General features: G+C 58.9%; 11 protein-coding genes and 1 tRNA gene. All 12 read right to left on the reverse strand.

Features of this window, described 5'->3' with window-relative positions:
• Window positions 1-19: 19 nt before the first annotated feature.
• Complete coding sequence (fusA, locus tag NPX02_RS20085) at window positions 20-2,110, reverse strand: elongation factor G (RefSeq protein WP_260295824.1); 2,091 nt, start codon at window positions 2,108-2,110, stop codon at window positions 20-22.
• 61 nt (window positions 2,111-2,171) lie between these two features.
• Window positions 2,172-2,642, reverse strand: a complete 471-nt coding sequence (gene rpsG, locus NPX02_RS20090; protein ID WP_260295825.1) for a 30S ribosomal protein S7 — start codon at window positions 2,640-2,642, stop codon at window positions 2,172-2,174.
• Window positions 2,643-2,675: 33 nt separating this feature from the next.
• Entirely contained in the window at window positions 2,676-3,050 is a 375-nt protein-coding gene (gene rpsL / locus NPX02_RS20095; RefSeq protein WP_144360289.1) for a 30S ribosomal protein S12, read from the reverse strand.
• A gap of 479 nt (window positions 3,051-3,529) precedes the next feature.
• On the reverse strand, window positions 3,530-7,750 hold the full coding sequence (gene rpoC, locus NPX02_RS20100; protein WP_260295826.1) for a DNA-directed RNA polymerase subunit beta': 4,221 nt from the start codon (window positions 7,748-7,750) through the stop codon (window positions 3,530-3,532).
• 70 nt (window positions 7,751-7,820) lie between these two features.
• The gene (gene rpoB / locus NPX02_RS20105) at window positions 7,821-11,897 is read right to left on the reverse strand and encodes a DNA-directed RNA polymerase subunit beta (protein ID WP_260295827.1); all 4,077 of its coding nucleotides are present in this window, start codon (window positions 11,895-11,897) and stop codon (window positions 7,821-7,823) included.
• A gap of 315 nt (window positions 11,898-12,212) precedes the next feature.
• Window positions 12,213-12,590, reverse strand: a complete 378-nt coding sequence (gene rplL, locus NPX02_RS20110) for a 50S ribosomal protein L7/L12 (protein ID WP_260295828.1) — start codon at window positions 12,588-12,590, stop codon at window positions 12,213-12,215.
• A 76-nt stretch (window positions 12,591-12,666) separates the two neighbouring features.
• Window positions 12,667-13,194, reverse strand: a complete 528-nt coding sequence (rplJ, locus tag NPX02_RS20115; RefSeq protein WP_260295829.1) for a 50S ribosomal protein L10 — start codon at window positions 13,192-13,194, stop codon at window positions 12,667-12,669.
• 242 nt (window positions 13,195-13,436) lie between these two features.
• The gene (gene rplA / locus NPX02_RS20120) at window positions 13,437-14,132 is read right to left on the reverse strand and encodes a 50S ribosomal protein L1 (protein WP_260295830.1); all 696 of its coding nucleotides are present in this window, start codon (window positions 14,130-14,132) and stop codon (window positions 13,437-13,439) included.
• A 3-nt stretch (window positions 14,133-14,135) separates the two neighbouring features.
• On the reverse strand, window positions 14,136-14,567 hold the full coding sequence (gene rplK / locus NPX02_RS20125) for a 50S ribosomal protein L11 (protein WP_260295832.1): 432 nt from the start codon (window positions 14,565-14,567) through the stop codon (window positions 14,136-14,138).
• A gap of 98 nt (window positions 14,568-14,665) precedes the next feature.
• Entirely contained in the window at window positions 14,666-15,199 is a 534-nt protein-coding gene (gene nusG / locus NPX02_RS20130) for a transcription termination/antitermination protein NusG (RefSeq protein WP_260295834.1), read from the reverse strand.
• Window positions 15,200-15,208: 9 nt separating this feature from the next.
• Window positions 15,209-15,577: a preprotein translocase subunit SecE gene (gene secE, locus NPX02_RS20135; RefSeq protein ID WP_260295835.1), complete on the reverse strand. Its 369-nt coding sequence runs from the start codon at window positions 15,575-15,577 to the stop codon at window positions 15,209-15,211.
• Window positions 15,578-15,618: 41 nt separating this feature from the next.
• Window positions 15,619-15,694 (reverse strand) — tRNA-Trp (locus NPX02_RS20140).
• Window positions 15,695-15,800 lie beyond the last annotated feature (106 nt).

Genomic DNA, 15,800 nt, shown 5'->3' on the forward strand with positions numbered 1-15,800 from the left:
CGGTTCTACCCCTTCCAGATTACTGTTTCTTCACAGCCTCAGCGATATTCGCCGGGACTTCACTGTATTTAGCAAATTCCATGCTGTACGTTGCACGACCCTGCGTGGCCGAGCGAAGATCCGTCGCATATCCAAACATCTCGGACAGCGGAACCTCCGCCTTGATTTGCCGACCCGCCGGACAATCATCCATACCCTGAACAACACCACGCCGCCTGTTCAGGTCACCCATCACATCACCCATGTAATCCTCGGGCGTTATGATTTCGATTTTCATGATCGGCTCAAGGAGCACCGGCCTGGCATTTCCCGCCCCTTCTCTAAAGCACATCGACCCAGCGATCTTGAATGCCATCTCGCTGGAGTCCACATCATGGTACGACCCGTCAAACAGGGTGACCTTGACATCCACCATCGGGTACCCAGCCAGAACACCATTCTTCATCTGTTCCTGGACACCCTTGTCAACGGCGGGGATGTACTCCCGGGGCACCACACCGCCCACAATGCCGTTGACGAATTCATAGCCGCTACCGGACTCCGCGGGTTCGATCCGCAGGTACACATGGCCGTACTGACCGCGTCCGCCCGACTGCCTGACGAACTTGCCTTCCTGCTCCACGACCGAGCGAATGGTCTCGCGGTAGGCGACCTGGGGGGCACCGACGTTGGCCTCAACGCTGAACTCCCGGCGCATCCGGTCGACGATAATCTCCAGATGCAGTTCGCCCATGCCGGCGATAATGGTCTGTCCAGACTCCGGATCCGTCGTTACCCGAAACGAGGGATCTTCATGCGCCAACTTAGACAGCGCAACCGACATCTTCTCCTGGTCGGCCTTGGTTCTGGGTTCGACCGCCACGGCGATCACCGGCTCCGGAAAATCCATCCGCTCCAGCGTGATATGCGCATCGAGCGCACACAGCGTATCACCGGTGGTGACATCCTTGAGACCGACCGCCGCCGCGATATCGCCTGCGTGCACCTCCTTGATCTCTTCACGCGAGTTGGAGTGCATCTGCAGTATCCGGCCGACCCGATCCTTCTTTCCCTTGACCGGATTAAAAACACTGTCGCCTGACTTGAGGACACCGGAATAGACGCGGAAGAACGTCAGATTACCGACAAAAGGATCGGTTGCTATCTTAAACGCCAGGGCGGCAAAGGGCGCGTCATCGCTGGACGGGCGCTCGGCCACGCTCTCCTCATCATCCAGCACACCCTTGATTGCCGGCACATCAACCGGGGCCGGCATGTATTCGATAACGGCATCGAGCAGGGCTTGCACGCCTTTGTTTTTAAAGGCGGAGCCGCACATCATCGGCGTTATCTCACTGGAGAGCGTTCTGATACGCAATCCGGACTTGATCTCTGCGACGGAAAGCGCACCGCTATCCAGGTACTTTTCCATCAGTGCATCATCCGCTTCAGCGGCCGCTTCAACCAGCTTTTCGCGCCACTCGGCGGCCAGCTCCTGAAGCTCGGCGGGAATCTCCTTTTCCTCGAAGGTCATGCCACGGGATGCCTCATCCCAGTAGATCGCCTTCATTTTGATCAGGTCAACCACCCCCTGAAAGGCCTCTTCCGCACCGACGGGAAGCTGCAGGGGCACCGGATTGGCGCCGAGCCGGGCACGCACCTGCTCCACCACACGCAGGAAGTCGGCCCCCATACGGTCCATCTTGTTTACGAAGGCGATGCGCGGGACGCCGTACTTGTCAGCCTGCCGCCACACCGTCTCGGACTGCGGTTCAACACCACCCACCGCACAGAACACCGCACAGGCACCATCCAGGACACGCAACGAGCGCTCAACCTCGATGGTGAAATCGACGTGTCCCGGCGTATCAATGATATTGATACGATGCTCCGGAAATTGTTGATCCATCCCTTTCCAGAAACAGGTTGTTGCAGCGGAGGTAATGGTGATACCACGCTCCTGCTCCTGCTCCATCCAATCCATAGTCGCCGCACCATCGTGCACTTCACCGATCTTGTGAGAGACCCCGGTGTAGTACAGAATGCGCTCGGTTGTGGTGGTCTTACCCGCATCAATATGCGCCATAATCCCAACATTCCGATACCTATCAATAGGTGTGCTTCGCGCCACGACTCAATCCGATCAACAATGTAAAAGAGCAAAAAAGGTAAAACGGGTTTAAACGCGTTTCTTACCAGCGGTAATGCGAGAACGCCTTGTTGGCTTCGGCCATGCGATGCGTATCCTCACGCTTCTTGACCGCGGAACCACGCTGCTCGGAGGCATCCGACAGTTCGCCCGCCAGACGGTGCGCCATCGACTTCTCGCTGCGCTTGCGTGAGGCATCGATCAACCAGCGCATGGCCAGCGTATTGCGACGACTCGCCCGCACCTCAATCGGCACCTGGTAGGTCGCACCACCTACACGGCGGGACTTGACCTCTACCATCGGACGTACGTTCTCGAGCGCTTTCTCAAGAACATCCATCGGCGCGCCGCTGGTGCGCTCACTCACGCGATCCAGGGCGTCATAGATGATTTTTTCGGCTACCGATTTCTTACCATCAACCATAATCATGTTGATGAACTTCGCGAGCAGCTGACTTCCGAACTTTGGATCAGGCAGGATTTCGCGTTTTGCTGCAACTCGTCTTCTTGGCATGACTTATTAACTCAGTCCTGTTAGTGAACCCAATCAGCTCTTAGGCCGCTTGGCACCATATTTCGAACGCCCCTGGCGACGCTTGTCCACGCCGGAGGTATCCAGGCTACCGCGCACCACGTGATAGCGCACACCGGGCAGGTCCTTTACACGACCACCGCGAATCAGCACCACCGAGTGCTCCTGAAGGTTGTGCCCCTCACCGCCGATATAGGTACTCACCTCGAAACCGTTGGTCAGACGCACACGCGCAACCTTACGCAATGCGGAGTTCGGTTTCTTCGGCGTGGTCGTATAGACACGCGTGCAGACGCCACGCTTTTGCGGGCACGCCTCCAGCGCAGGCACATTACTTTTTTCTACTTTGCGCATGCGTGGCTTGCGCACCAACTGATTGATTGTAGCCATTAAATCCCGTCTCCAGAGAGGTGTCTTAGGCACCCTCTATCGCACCAGAAAAGCGCGCGGTCGGCACCCATCCAGTCATCTGACCGGAGCGCGTCAACCACAGGCTTAAACCTTGTTCCCGAGGCGGATAGCGCCTGGGAATTATCCTGAACCCCGGGCCAGAAGAGTACTTCAGCCCAAGTGAAGAGCGCGCATTCTACGCGTCTGGCAAGGAGGTGTCAACACTACCATGGCCACCCTGTTGTTGGATAAAGTGGCCGCCCAAGTTAGGGCTCGCGCAAAAATAAGTTCCGGTATTCGGCCGCCCCTGGATCCCGCTGGCGGCGTTACGCTTTTTGCCAAGGGAACAGCCATTGCCTGCAAAGCGTGCCTTGCCAGCGGGGCCCAGGAACGCCCTCGGTACTACGGGATTATTCTTGCGCGAACCCTTAGCATATAAATAACAGAGGGGCAACACGACGCCCCTCTGGGTTCGGCGATTACTCGCTGTCCGCGGTATTCAGCGCCTGCTTGATAGCCTCGGCGACTTCATCCGCATCCATCTCCACCTTGGCTTCCACCGACTCGGCACCCAGCTCCTCACCGCGGCGCTTGTGGCGATCGTTGTGATAGGAGAGACCGGTACCCGCCGGAATCAACCGGCCGACAATGACATTCTCCTTCAGACCCACGAGCGAGTCGCTGGAACCGCGCACCGCCGCTTCCGTGAGCACGCGGGTGGTCTCCTGGAACGAGGCCGCCGAAATAAACGACTCGGTAGCCAGCGAAGCCTTGGTGATACCCAGCAATATCGGGGTCCAGAGCGCCGGGTACTTTCCGTCCGCCTCGGCCCGCTCGTTGTCTTCCAGTACCCGGGCCTTTTCCGCCTGCTCACCACGCAGGAAGCGCGTGTCACCCGCCGCGGTGATCTCCACCTTGCGCAGCATCTGGCGGATGATCACCTCGATATGCTTATCGTTGATCTTCACGCCCTGCAGCCGGTATACATCCTGAATCTCCTTCACCAGGTAGTCCGCCAGCGCGGTAACCCCTTTCAGGCGCAGGATATCGTGCGGGTTGAATTCACCATCGGAGACCACCTCGCCCTTGGCCACATGCTCACCCTCGAACACATTGACATGGCGCCACTTGGGAATAAGATCCTCGTGCTGCTCGCCATCCGCATCGGTAATGATCAGCCGCTGCTTGCCCTTGGTGTCCTTGCCGAAGCCGACGGTACCGGTCGCCTCCGCCAGGATCGCCTGATCCTTCGGCTTGCGTGCCTCGAACAGGTCGGCCACCCGCGGCAGACCACCGGTGATATCACGCGTCTTGGACGACTCCTGAGGGATACGCGCCAGGGTGTCACCGATCTGCACCCGACCGCCATCGGTCACGATGACCACTGCCCCGGAAGGCAGGTAGTAGTGGGCGGGGATGTCGGTTCCGGCAATATTCAGATCATTGCCCTCGTCATCCACCAACTTGACCATCGGCCGCATGTCCTTGCCGGCGGTGGGACGCTGCTTGGGCTCGATAATCGCCAGCGAGGAGAGGCCGGTGACATCATCAACCTGCTTCTGCACACTGACGCCGTCGGCGAATTCCACAAACTGCACCGTACCGGCCACCTCGGTGATCACCGGGTGGGTATGGGGATCCCAGTTCGCCACCATCTGACCACCGGCAACCTGTTCGCCGTCGGCAGCGCGAATATTGGCACCGTACGGTACCTTGTAGCGCTCACGCTCTCGACCCACCTCGTCGACCACGGTCAGCTCACCGGAACGGGAGACCGCCACCAGGGTGCCGCTGTGATGCTGCACCGTCTTGATGTTGTGCAGTCGCACGGTACCGGCGGTCTTCACCTCGATACTGTTGACCGCCGCCGCACGCGACGCGGCACCACCGATATGGAAGGTACGCATGGTCAGCTGGGTACCCGGCTCACCGATGGACTGCGCCGCAATCACACCGACCGCCTCACCCATATTGACCTTGTGGCCACGCGCCAGGTCGCGACCATAGCACATGGCACAGACACCGACCTTAGATTGACAGGTGATGGCCGAGCGAACCCGCACATGGTCCACACCCAGCTTCTCAAGCCGCTCCACCGAGGCCTCGGTAAGCAAGGTTCCGCGATCGAACACCATTTCATCACTGCCGGGCGTAAACACAGGCTCGGCCAGAACCCGACCGAGAATCCGCTCACGCAGCGGCTCGACCACATCACCACCCTCAATGATGGGATGCATGTCCAGCCCATCTTCGGTACCGCAGTCCGGCTCAAGGACCACCATATCCTGGGCCACATCGACCAGGCGACGCGTCAGGTATCCGGAGTTGGCCGTTTTCAGCGCGGTATCGGCAAGACCCTTACGGGCACCGTGGGTGGAGATGAAGTACTGCAGTACGTCCAGACCTTCGCGGAAGTTGGCGGTAATCGGCGTCTCGATGATCGAGCCGTCCGGCTTGGCCATCAGGCCACGCATACCGGCCAGCTGCCGGATCTGCGCCGCCGAACCACGCGCCCCCGAGTCGGCCATCATGTAGATCGAGTTGAAGGAGTCCTGCTGGACCTCCTTGCCCTCGCGATCCACCACCGTCTCCTTGCCCAGGTGGGACATCATCGCCTTGGCTATCTGGTCATTGGTATGCGACCAGATATCCACCACCTTGTTGTAGCGCTCGCCGTTGGTCACCAGACCGGAGGCGTACTGATTCTGGATCTCCTTCACCTCGCGCTCCGCGGCGGCCAGGATCGGTCCCTTCTCCTTGGGGATGGTCATATCGTTCATACCGATGGAGACGCCGGCACGGGTGGCGAAACGGAAGCCCATGTACATCACCTGGTCGGCGAAGATCACGGTCTCCTTGAGGCCGACCCGGCGATAGCAGGCGTCGACCAGATTGGAGATGGCCCGCTTGCCCATGGCATTGTTGATCAGTTCAAACGGCAGCCCCTTGGGCAGAATCTCCGACAGCAGCGCCCGACCGACGGTGGTATCCACCAGCCGGCGCACCGTCTGCTCCTGGCCGTTCTCATCCGCCACTTTTTCGCTCAGACGCACCTTGACCTTGGCCTGCAGGTCCACCATGCGCCCTTCATAGGCGCGGTGCACCTCGGCCAGATCGGAGAACACCATGCCCTCGCCCTTGGCGTTGATGCGCTCACGGGTCATGAAATAGAGACCCAGCACCACGTCCTGGGACGGCACGATGATCGGCTCGCCGTTGGCCGGTGAGAGGATATTGTTGGTCGACATCATCAGGCTGCGCGCTTCCAGCTGTGCCTCGATGGAGAGCGGCACGTGCACGGCCATCTGGTCGCCGTCGAAGTCGGCGTTGAAGGCGGTACAGACCAGCGGATGCAGCTGGATCGCCTTGCCTTCCACCAGCACCGGCTCAAACGCCTGGATACCCAGGCGATGCAGGGTCGGCGCACGGTTCAGCATCACCGGATGCTCGCGGATCACCTCTTCGAGGATATCCCACACCTCGCCGGTGCCGCGCTCAACCAGTTTCTTGGCCGCCTTGATGGTGGTGGCCAGGCCGCGCAGTTGCAGTTTGGAGAAGATGAACGGCTTGAACAGCTCCAGCGCCATCTTTTTCGGCAGACCGCACTGGTGCAGCTTCAGGGTCGGCCCCACCACGATCACCGAACGACCGGAATAGTCGACCCGCTTGCCCAGCAGATTTTGACGGAAGCGCCCCTGCTTGCCCTTGATCATATCCGCCAGGGATTTCAGCTGACGCTTGTTGGTACCGGTAATGGCACGCCCGCGCCGGCCGTTGTCCAGCAGCGCATCGACCGACTCCTGCAACATGCGCTTTTCGTTGCGCACGATAATGTCCGGTGCATTCAGATCCAGCAGCCGCTTCAGGCGGTTGTTGCGGTTGATCACCCGGCGATACAGGTCGTTCAGGTCGGAGGTGGCGAAACGGCCGCCATCCAGCGGCACCAGTGGCCGCAGCTCCGGCGGCAGTACCGGCAGCACGGTCATCACCATCCACTCGGGACGGTTGCCGGAGCCATGCAGCGACTCGATCAGCTTGAGGCGCTTGCTCAGTTTTTTCAGCTTGGTTTCCGAATTGGTCCCCTGGATCTCCTCACGGAGCGTCTCGATCTCCTTGGGCAGATTCAGCGAGGTGAGCAGTTCATAGACCGCCTCGGCACCCATGCGGGCGTCGAACTCGTCACCGTTCTCTTCAATGGATTCCAGGTACTGGTCGTCGTTCAGCAGCTGACCGCGCTCCAGCGGCGTCATGCCCGGATCGACCACCACGAAGGACTCGAAATAGAGCACCCGCTCGATATCCCGCAGGGTCATATCCAGCAGCAGGCCGATACGCGAGGGCAGCGATTTCAGGAACCAGATATGCGCTACCGGGCTGGCCAGCTCAATGTGGCCCATGCGCTCACGCCGCACCTTGGCCAGGGTCACTTCCACGCCGCACTTCTCACACACCACGCCGCGATGCTTGAGGCGCTTGTACTTGCCGCACAGGCACTCGTAGTCGCTGGTCGGGCCAAAGATCTTGGCGCAGAACAGCCCTTCGCGCTCGGGCTTGAAGGTCCGGTAGTTGATGGTCTCAGGCTTTTTAACTTCGCCGTAGGACCATGATCGGATCATGTCGGGTGAAGCCAGACCGATTTTGATGGCGTCAAAATCCTCAGTCTGCCCTTGCTGCTTCAGAATTTTTAATAGATCTTTCAAGATCGTATCTCCTGCTGTCGGGTTCCGGTATTCGTCTCGGTATTCGCTACGTCACAACGCTTGCCGGACCCTATTCCCGCTCCAATTCAATATTGATGCCCAGTGAGCGTATCTCTTTCACCAGCACGTTGAAGGACTCCGGCATGCCGGCCTCCATCTGGTGGTTACCATCAACGATGTTCTTGTACATCCGCGTACGGCCGGTCACATCATCGGACTTCACGGTAAGCATCTCCTGCAGCGTGTAAGCGGCGCCATAGGCTTCCAGCGCCCAGACCTCCATCTCACCGAAGCGCTGCCCGCCGAACTGCGCCTTACCACCCAGCGGCTGCTGGGTGACCAGACTGTAGGGGCCGGTTGAACGGGCATGCATCTTGTCATCCACCAGGTGGTTCAGCTTCAGCACATACATGTAGCCGACCGTCACCTGACGATCGAAGGCCTCGCCGGTCCTGCCGTCAAACAGCGTCGTCTGCCCGCTCTCCGGCAGATCGGCCAGCTTCAGCAGCGCCCGGATCTCCTCCTCGGTGGCACCGTCGAACACCGGCGTCGCCATCGGCACGCCACGCTTGAGGTTACTGGCCAACTCGACAATCTCGTCATCGCTGAAGCTGTCCAGATCCTCCTGCTTGCCGCTGGCGTTGTAGACCTTATCGAGATACTTGCGCAGCTCGGCGATCTTGGACTTCGCCTCCAGCATCTTGCCGATCTTCTCACCGACGCCCTTGGCGGCCCAGCCCAGGTGGGTCTCCAGGATCTGTCCGACGTTCATACGCGACGGCACGCCGAGCGGATTCAGCACGATATCCACCGGCTGGCCGTTCTCGTCGAACGGCATATCCTCGACCGGCTGGATCATCGAGATGACACCCTTGTTACCGTGCCGCCCGGCCATCTTGTCACCCGGCTGGATGCGCCGCTTCACCGCCACATAGACCTTCACCATCTTCAGCACACCTGGTGCCAGGTCGTCACTGGTGGTCAGCTTGCGCTTCTTCTCCTCGAACTTCTCGCGGAACTCCTCGCGCTGCTGCTTCACCTGCTCGGCAATGGCCTCCAACTGGGCCGCCGCCTCTTCATTGTGCAGACGGATCTCCAGCCAGCGATCCTGATCCAGTTCGGCCAGGTAGCCCTTGGTGATTTTGGCGCCGGCCTTCAGCTGATTGGGCCCGCCGTCGGCCACCTTGCCCAGCAGCATCTTCTCGACCCGCTGGAAGGTATCCTCTTCCATGATCCGCAGCTGGTCGTCCAGGTCCTTCTTGACCCGTTCCAGTTCGGCATTCTCAATCTGCAGGGCGCGGGCGTCCTTCTCGACCCCGTCACGGGTGAACACCTGCACATCGATGACCGTACCGACCCGGCCGGAGGAGACGCGCAGCGAGGTGTCCTTCACATCCGCCGCCTTCTCGCCAAAAATGGCGCGCAGCAGCTTCTCTTCCGGGGTCAGCTGGGTCTCGCCCTTGGGGGTCACCTTGCCCACCAGGATGTCGCCCTCCTTCACCTCGGCACCGACATAGACGATGCCGGACTCGTCCAGCTTGGCCAGCGCGGCCTCACCGACATTGGGGATATCGCCGGTGATCTCCTCGGAACCCAGCTTGGTGTCCCGGGCCATGCAGGTCAGCTCTTCGATGTGGATCGTGGTGAAGCGATCCTCCTGAACAACCTTCTCGGAGACCAGGATGGAGTCCTCGAAGTTGTAACCGTTCCAGGGCATGAAGGCGACGCGCATATTCTGCCCCAGCGCCAGCTCACCCAGATCCGTGGAGGGACCATCGGCCATCACATCGCCCCGGGTGATGATGTCACCGGGTTTGACCAGAGGACGCTGGTTGATACAGGTATTCTGGTTAGAGCGGGTGTATTTAGTCAGGTTGTAGATATCCACGCCCGCCTCACCGGCGACCGTCTCATCGTCATTGACCCGCACTACGATACGCGCGGCATCGACCGCATCCACCGAACCGCCACGCTTCGCCACCACCGTCACACCGGAGTCGACCGCTACGGCACGCTCCATGCCGGTGCCAACCAGTGGCTTTTCGGCACGCAGTGTCGGCACCGCCTGACGCTGCATATTGGAACCCATCAGCGCGCGGTTGGCATCATCATGCTCCAGGAACGGAATCATCGACGCCGCAACCGAGACGATCTGCTTGGGCGAGACATCCATATACTGGATCTTTTCCGGACCGGTGAGCATGGTCTCGTTCTGAAACCGGCAGGGAATCAGCTCTTCAAACAGATACCCCTTGTCATCCACCGCGGCACTCGCCTGGGCGATGACGTAGCGACCCTCTTCAATCGCCGAGAGGTAGTCGATCTCATCGGTTACCAGGCCATCCTTTACCACCCGGTAAGGGGTTTCGAGGAAACCGTAATCGTTGGTACGGGCATACACCGCCAGCGAGTTGATCAGTCCGATATTCGGACCCTCAGGGGTCTCGATGGGACAGACGCGGCCGTAGTGGGTCGGATGCACGTCGCGCACCTCGAAGCCGGCACGTTCACGCGCCAGACCACCCGGGCCAAGCGCGGAAACACGCCGCTTGTGCGTCACTTCCGAGAGCGGGTTGTTCTGGTCCATGAACTGAGACAGCTGGCTGGAACCGAAGAACTCCTTGATCGCCGCGGAAACGGGCTTGGCGTTGATCATCTCCTGCGGCATCAGCCCTTCGGACTCCGCCAGGGTCAGACGCTCGCGCACGGCACGCTCGACCCGTACCAGGCCGACGCGGAACTGATTCTCCGCCATCTCGCCCACCGAACGGATGCGGCGATTGCCCAGGTGGTCGATATCATCGACGATGCCGTGGCCGTTACGGATATTGATCAGCTCCCTGAGCACATCGACAATATCTTCATTGGACAGCACCCCTTCACCGGTCACCTCGTCGCGGCCCAGACGCTTGTTGAACTTCATCCGTCCGACGGCGGACAGGTCGTACCGATCGGCACTGAAGAACAAGCTGTTGAACAGCTTCTCGGCTGCCTCCTTGGTAGGTGGCTCACCGGGGCGCATCATGCGATAGATCTCCACCTGTGCCTCCAGGGCATTGGCAGTGCTATCGATGCGCAGCGTGGTGGACAGGTAGGGCCCCTGATCAAGATCGTTGGTGAACAGGGTTTCAATCTTCTTGATGCCGTTCTCTATCAGGCTCTCGAGCAGCTCGGCTGTCAGCTCGTCATTGGCCGATGCGAGCAGCTCACCGGTATCCTGATCGATCACGTCATGGGCAATGGTCTTGCCGTAGAGGAAGTCAAACGGCACATCGAGGGACTTGACCTCGGCCTTTTCCAGTTCACGGATATGCCGCGCGGTAACCCGGCGGCCCGCCTCGACGATGACACTCTTGCCGACCTTGATATCGAAAGTGGCGGTCTCGCCGCGCAAGCGCTCCGGCACCAGGGTCAGTTTCGCCGACTTCTTGCTGAGCGCGACCTTGTCGGTCTCGAAGAACATGGCCAGCATCTGCTCGGTATTGAAGTCAAGCGCCCGCAGCAACACGGTCGCGGGCAGTTTGCGGCGACGGTCGATACGCACAAAGACGTTGTCCTTGGGGTCGAACTCGAAGTCCAGCCAGGAACCGCGGTAGGGGATCACCCGGGCGGAAAACAGCAGCTTGCCGGAGCTGTGGGTCTTGCCCTTGTCGTGATCGAAGAACACGCCCGGCGAGCGGTGCAGCTGGGAGACAATTACCCGTTCGGTGCCGTTGATCACGAACGTGCCGTTATCGGTCATCAGGGGCATTTCGCCCATGTAGACTTCCTGCTCCCGGATATCCTTGACCACCTTGGACTTGGCCGGGGCATCCTTATCGTAGATCACCAGGCGCACCAGCACGCGCAACGGCGCGGCATAGGTGGCGCCGCGCAACTGGCACTCCCGTACATCGAAGACCGGGGTACCCAGACGATAGCTGACGTACTCCAGAACCGCGTTACCGGAATAACTCTCAATGGGGAAAACCGATTTAAAGGCGGCATGCAGTCCCACATCCGCGCGGTCTGCTACTGCGACACCCTCCTGGAGAAACTTGCGATATGAATCGATCTGTGTCGCCAAAAGAAAAGGTACTTCCAGGATACTCGGACGCTTGCCGAAATCCTTACGAATACGCTTTTTCTCTGTGAAAGAATAGGCCATGTTGCCGTCCCTCGATTTCTTGAGATCCCGTGGATCTTCGAAAAGATACTCTTAATATTTTGCTTCCAGCTCATTCCCTGCCGGAACACTTCCCTGTAGCTGTATTCCTACCCAACGCCCGCATCAGGTATATGCCAACGAACCATCTGTAACATCCTGAACAGAAACAGTGCCGCTTGACTGTCTCTAAAACCTGCTTTCCAAAAGCAACCGCGGTAACGCTTGGAAAGTAAGTCTAGAAGCGGGAAAAGGCCGGTGACGAAAACGCCACCAGCCCCAACCTCACGAGCGTGTGCAACTATATGAAATCAAGAATTATTTGATCTCAACTGCAGCACCCGCCTCTTCCAGCTCTTTCTTCACGCTCTCAGCCTCGTCCTTGGAAACACCTTCCTTGACCGTGGTGGGAACGCCTTCCACAGCGTCTTTCGCTTCCTTCAGACCGAGGCCGGTCAGACCACGCACGGCCTTGATGACGGAAACCTTGTTGGCGCCGAACGAGGTCATGACAACGTCAAACTCGGTCTGCTCTTCAACAGCGGCGGCTTCGCCACCAGCGGCGGCCGGAGCGGCGGCAACGGCAGCCGCGGCGGAAACGCCAAACTTCTCTTCCATGGCGGAGATCAGTTCGACAACTTCCATAACGGTCATACCGGCGATAGTCTCCAGGATATCTTCTTTAGAAACGGCCATTGTAAAACTCCTGATAATGGGTTAACACTTACAACCTGTGTAGGTTTAATGGGTGTAGATTAAGGGATTAAAGCTATTACGCAGCCTCTTTCGCATCACGGATCGCAGCCACGGTGCGGACCAACTTACCCGGTACCTCATTAATGGTACGCGCAAGTTTTTCCACCGGTGCCTTCATGACAGCCATAAGCATACTGACAGCCTGCTCGTAAGTAGGCATTTTGGAAAGCGCCTCAAGATCGGAAACGGCAAGCAGCTTGCCCCCGATTGAAACCACTTTCACAACCAGCTTGCTGTGATCTTTGGCAAAGTCTTTGATCACGCGCGCAGCAGCACCTGGATCTTCCTGTGAAAAAGCGATGACAAGCGGACCCGTCAACTCCTCTTTCATACATTCAAAATCCGTATTCTCGACCGCACGACGAGCCAGCGAGTTCTTGATCACACGGACATAGACCCCTGCTTCACGCGCCTTGGCACGCAACTCAGTCATCTCGCCCACGGTCAGACCCCGATACTCGGCGGCAATCGCGGAATAGGCAGCACTTGCTACTTCAGCGACTTCGGCGACGACAGCTTTCTTTTGCTCAAGATTGAGTGGCACTCGTCACCTCCTAACAAAATGACAACGTCATTTTAACTATCAGACCCTCTCCCTTACGGGTTCGGGCACTCCACTACAACGTGCACCATCATCAGAATTCAGAAAACCGAATCAGGAGCACCGTCTGCGCAGGCAATGATTAAGCCCATCAGGCGCCTGCGGTCTTTGACGGCATCCGGCCTGTCGGCCGGCGCCCCAAAGTTCCTTGGCGACAGGAGGTACACACCCCCTGACCGCAACAATCAGATATCCAGCGAAGAGAGGTCCACCTGCAGCCCCGGACCCATGGTCGAGGAGACAGTAACCTTCTTCATGTACACACCCTTGGCGGCACTGGGCTTGATCTTTTTCAGATCGGCCAGCAGCGCCTCAAGATTCTGCTTCACCGCGGCCGGCTCAAAGCTGACCTTACCGATGGTGCAGTGAATAATGCCGCCCTTGTCGGTACGATAGCGCACCTGACCGGCCTTGGCGTTCTGCACCGCTTCGACCACGTTCGGGGTCACGGTTCCCACCTTGGGATTCGGCATCAGGCCACGCGGACCGAGAATCTGTCCCAGCTGACCGACCACGCGCATGGCGTCGGGGGTGGCGATGACCACATCAAAATCCATCTTGCCGGCCTTCACATCGGCCGCGAGATCATCGAAACCGACCACATCGGCACCCGCCTCTTTGGCGGCTTCGGCGTTCGCGCCCTGGGCGAATACGGCCACCCGCACCACCTTGCCGGTACCATTCGGCAGCACGGTGGAGCCACGCACGTTCTGATCCGATTTGCGCGGATCCACGCCCAGATTGACGGAGACATCAACCGCCTCGCCAAACTTCACGGTGGAGATCTCCTTCAACAGTGCGACCGCATCCAGAATCCCATACTGCTTGCCTGCCTCGACCTTCTCTTGGATGGCGCGGGCGCGCTTGCTCAACTTGGCCATGGCTTATACCCCCTCTACATCAAGGCCCATGGAACGGGCGGTACCGGCGATGGTCCGAACCGCCGCATCCATATCGGCAGCGGTAATATCGGGCATCTTCACGCCGGCGATCTCTTCCAACTGCTCGCGGGTCACCTTGCCCACCTTGACGGTGTTGGGTGTACCCGAGCCCTTGGCGACGCCGGCGGCCTTCTGCAGCAGTACCGCTGCCGGAGGGGTCTTGGTGATGAAGGTAAAACTACGGTCGGCGTAGACAGTAATCACCACGGGAATCGGCAATCCCTTCTCAAGACTCTCGGTCTTGGCGTTGAAGGCCTTGCAGAACTCCATGATATTCACACCGTGCTGACCCAGGGCAGGACCGACCGGTGGACTGGGATTGGCCGAACCGGCCTTAACCTGCAGCTTGATATAAGCTTGAATTTTCTTTGCCATTTCTTACTCCTGGTCGGGTGCAAACGCCTTTCGGCTCCCCGGATACATAGGTGAGCGGGTACGCCGGCCCCGCTAGCGGCCGGCAGACAGGGACCCGCTCAGCTTTTCTCCACTTGGCCGAACTCGAGGTCGACCGGGGTGGAGCGCCCAAAAATCAGCACGGAGACCTTGAGGCGACTCTTCTCATAGTCGACATCCTCAACCACACCGTTAAAGTCGTTAAAGGGTCCATCCACAACGCGCACCACCTCACCCGGCTCGAACAGCACCTTGGGACGCGGCTTCTCCACACCCTCCTGAACCCGCTGCAGAATGGCATCGGCCTCACGCTCGGTGATCGGCGCGGGTCGATCGGCGGTACCGCCGATAAAGCCCATCACCTTGGGAGCATCCTTGACCAGGTGCCAGGTTTCGTCGGTCATCTCCATCTGCACCAGCACATAGCCCGGGAAAAACTTGCGCTCACTGCGCCGCTGCTGCCCGCTGCGCATCTCGACCACCTCTTCGGTGGGAACGAGTATCTGGCCGAAATTCGACTCCATGCCGAAACGCTTGATGCGCTCCTCAAGGGAGCGCTTTACCTGCGCCTCAAAACCGGAGTAGGCGTGAACCACATACCACCGCAATGCCATAGTATTCTCCTATCCGGTTACAGCCTGAACGATCGCCATCAATACCATATCGAACACCCAGAGTACGATACCGATCAATAACACCATGGCGAACACGATTAGCGTCGTCTGGATGGTCTCCTGCCGGCTCGGCCAGACAACCTTCCTTACCTCGGTTCGCGATGCCCTGGCAAAATCCCAGACACGACGACCCGCGACCGACTGCAGCGCGATAAACACCGCCGCGCCAGTCACCGCCAACAGACCAATAACCCTTACCAGGGCAGAGTATCCATCTAGAAAATAGAACAGCACGATGCCGCCCACCAGCAGAATCACTGCCAGCAACAGCTTTACTGTATCCATCCCTGAACTTTCGACTTCAGCCTTTGCGTTCATTCCTGCCACTGAGCACCTCTTTGCAAAGGTGCCTTATATAATGGCAGGCCAGGAGGGACTCGAACCCCCAACCTGCGGTTTTGGAGACCGCTGCTCTACCAATTGAGCTACTGGCCTGTAAAAAAATTGTTAGTTGCCAGACGAAGAGGCGGCAGGACCTTGCGATCCGCCGCTTCTCCAGAGCCAGCTACAGATAACTAACAATGATCACTCTATGATCTTG

Origin of the sequence: Sedimenticola hydrogenitrophicus, assembly GCF_025175675.1 — a bacterium.
Classification (GTDB): Bacteria; Pseudomonadota; Gammaproteobacteria; order Chromatiales; family Chromatiaceae; genus Sedimenticola; species Sedimenticola hydrogenitrophicus.

Coding starts and splice junctions, on each gene's coding strand:
- rpsG (WP_260295825.1), bottom strand. CDS start 2,642: ATGCCAAGAAGACGAGTTGCAGCAAAACGCGAAATCCTGCCTGATCCA.
- rpsL (WP_144360289.1), bottom strand. CDS start 3,050: ATGGCTACAATCAATCAGTTGGTGCGCAAGCCACGCATGCGCAAAGTA.
- rpoB (WP_260295827.1), bottom strand. CDS start 11,897: ATGGCCTATTCTTTCACAGAGAAAAAGCGTATTCGTAAGGATTTCGGC.
- rplL (WP_260295828.1), bottom strand. CDS start 12,590: ATGGCCGTTTCTAAAGAAGATATCCTGGAGACTATCGCCGGTATGACC.
- rplA (WP_260295830.1), bottom strand. CDS start 14,132: ATGGCCAAGTTGAGCAAGCGCGCCCGCGCCATCCAAGAGAAGGTCGAG.
- rplK (WP_260295832.1), bottom strand. CDS start 14,567: ATGGCAAAGAAAATTCAAGCTTATATCAAGCTGCAGGTTAAGGCCGGT.
- nusG (WP_260295834.1), bottom strand. CDS start 15,199: ATGGCATTGCGGTGGTATGTGGTTCACGCCTACTCCGGTTTTGAGGCG.
- secE (WP_260295835.1), bottom strand. CDS start 15,577: ATGAACGCAAAGGCTGAAGTCGAAAGTTCAGGGATGGATACAGTAAAG.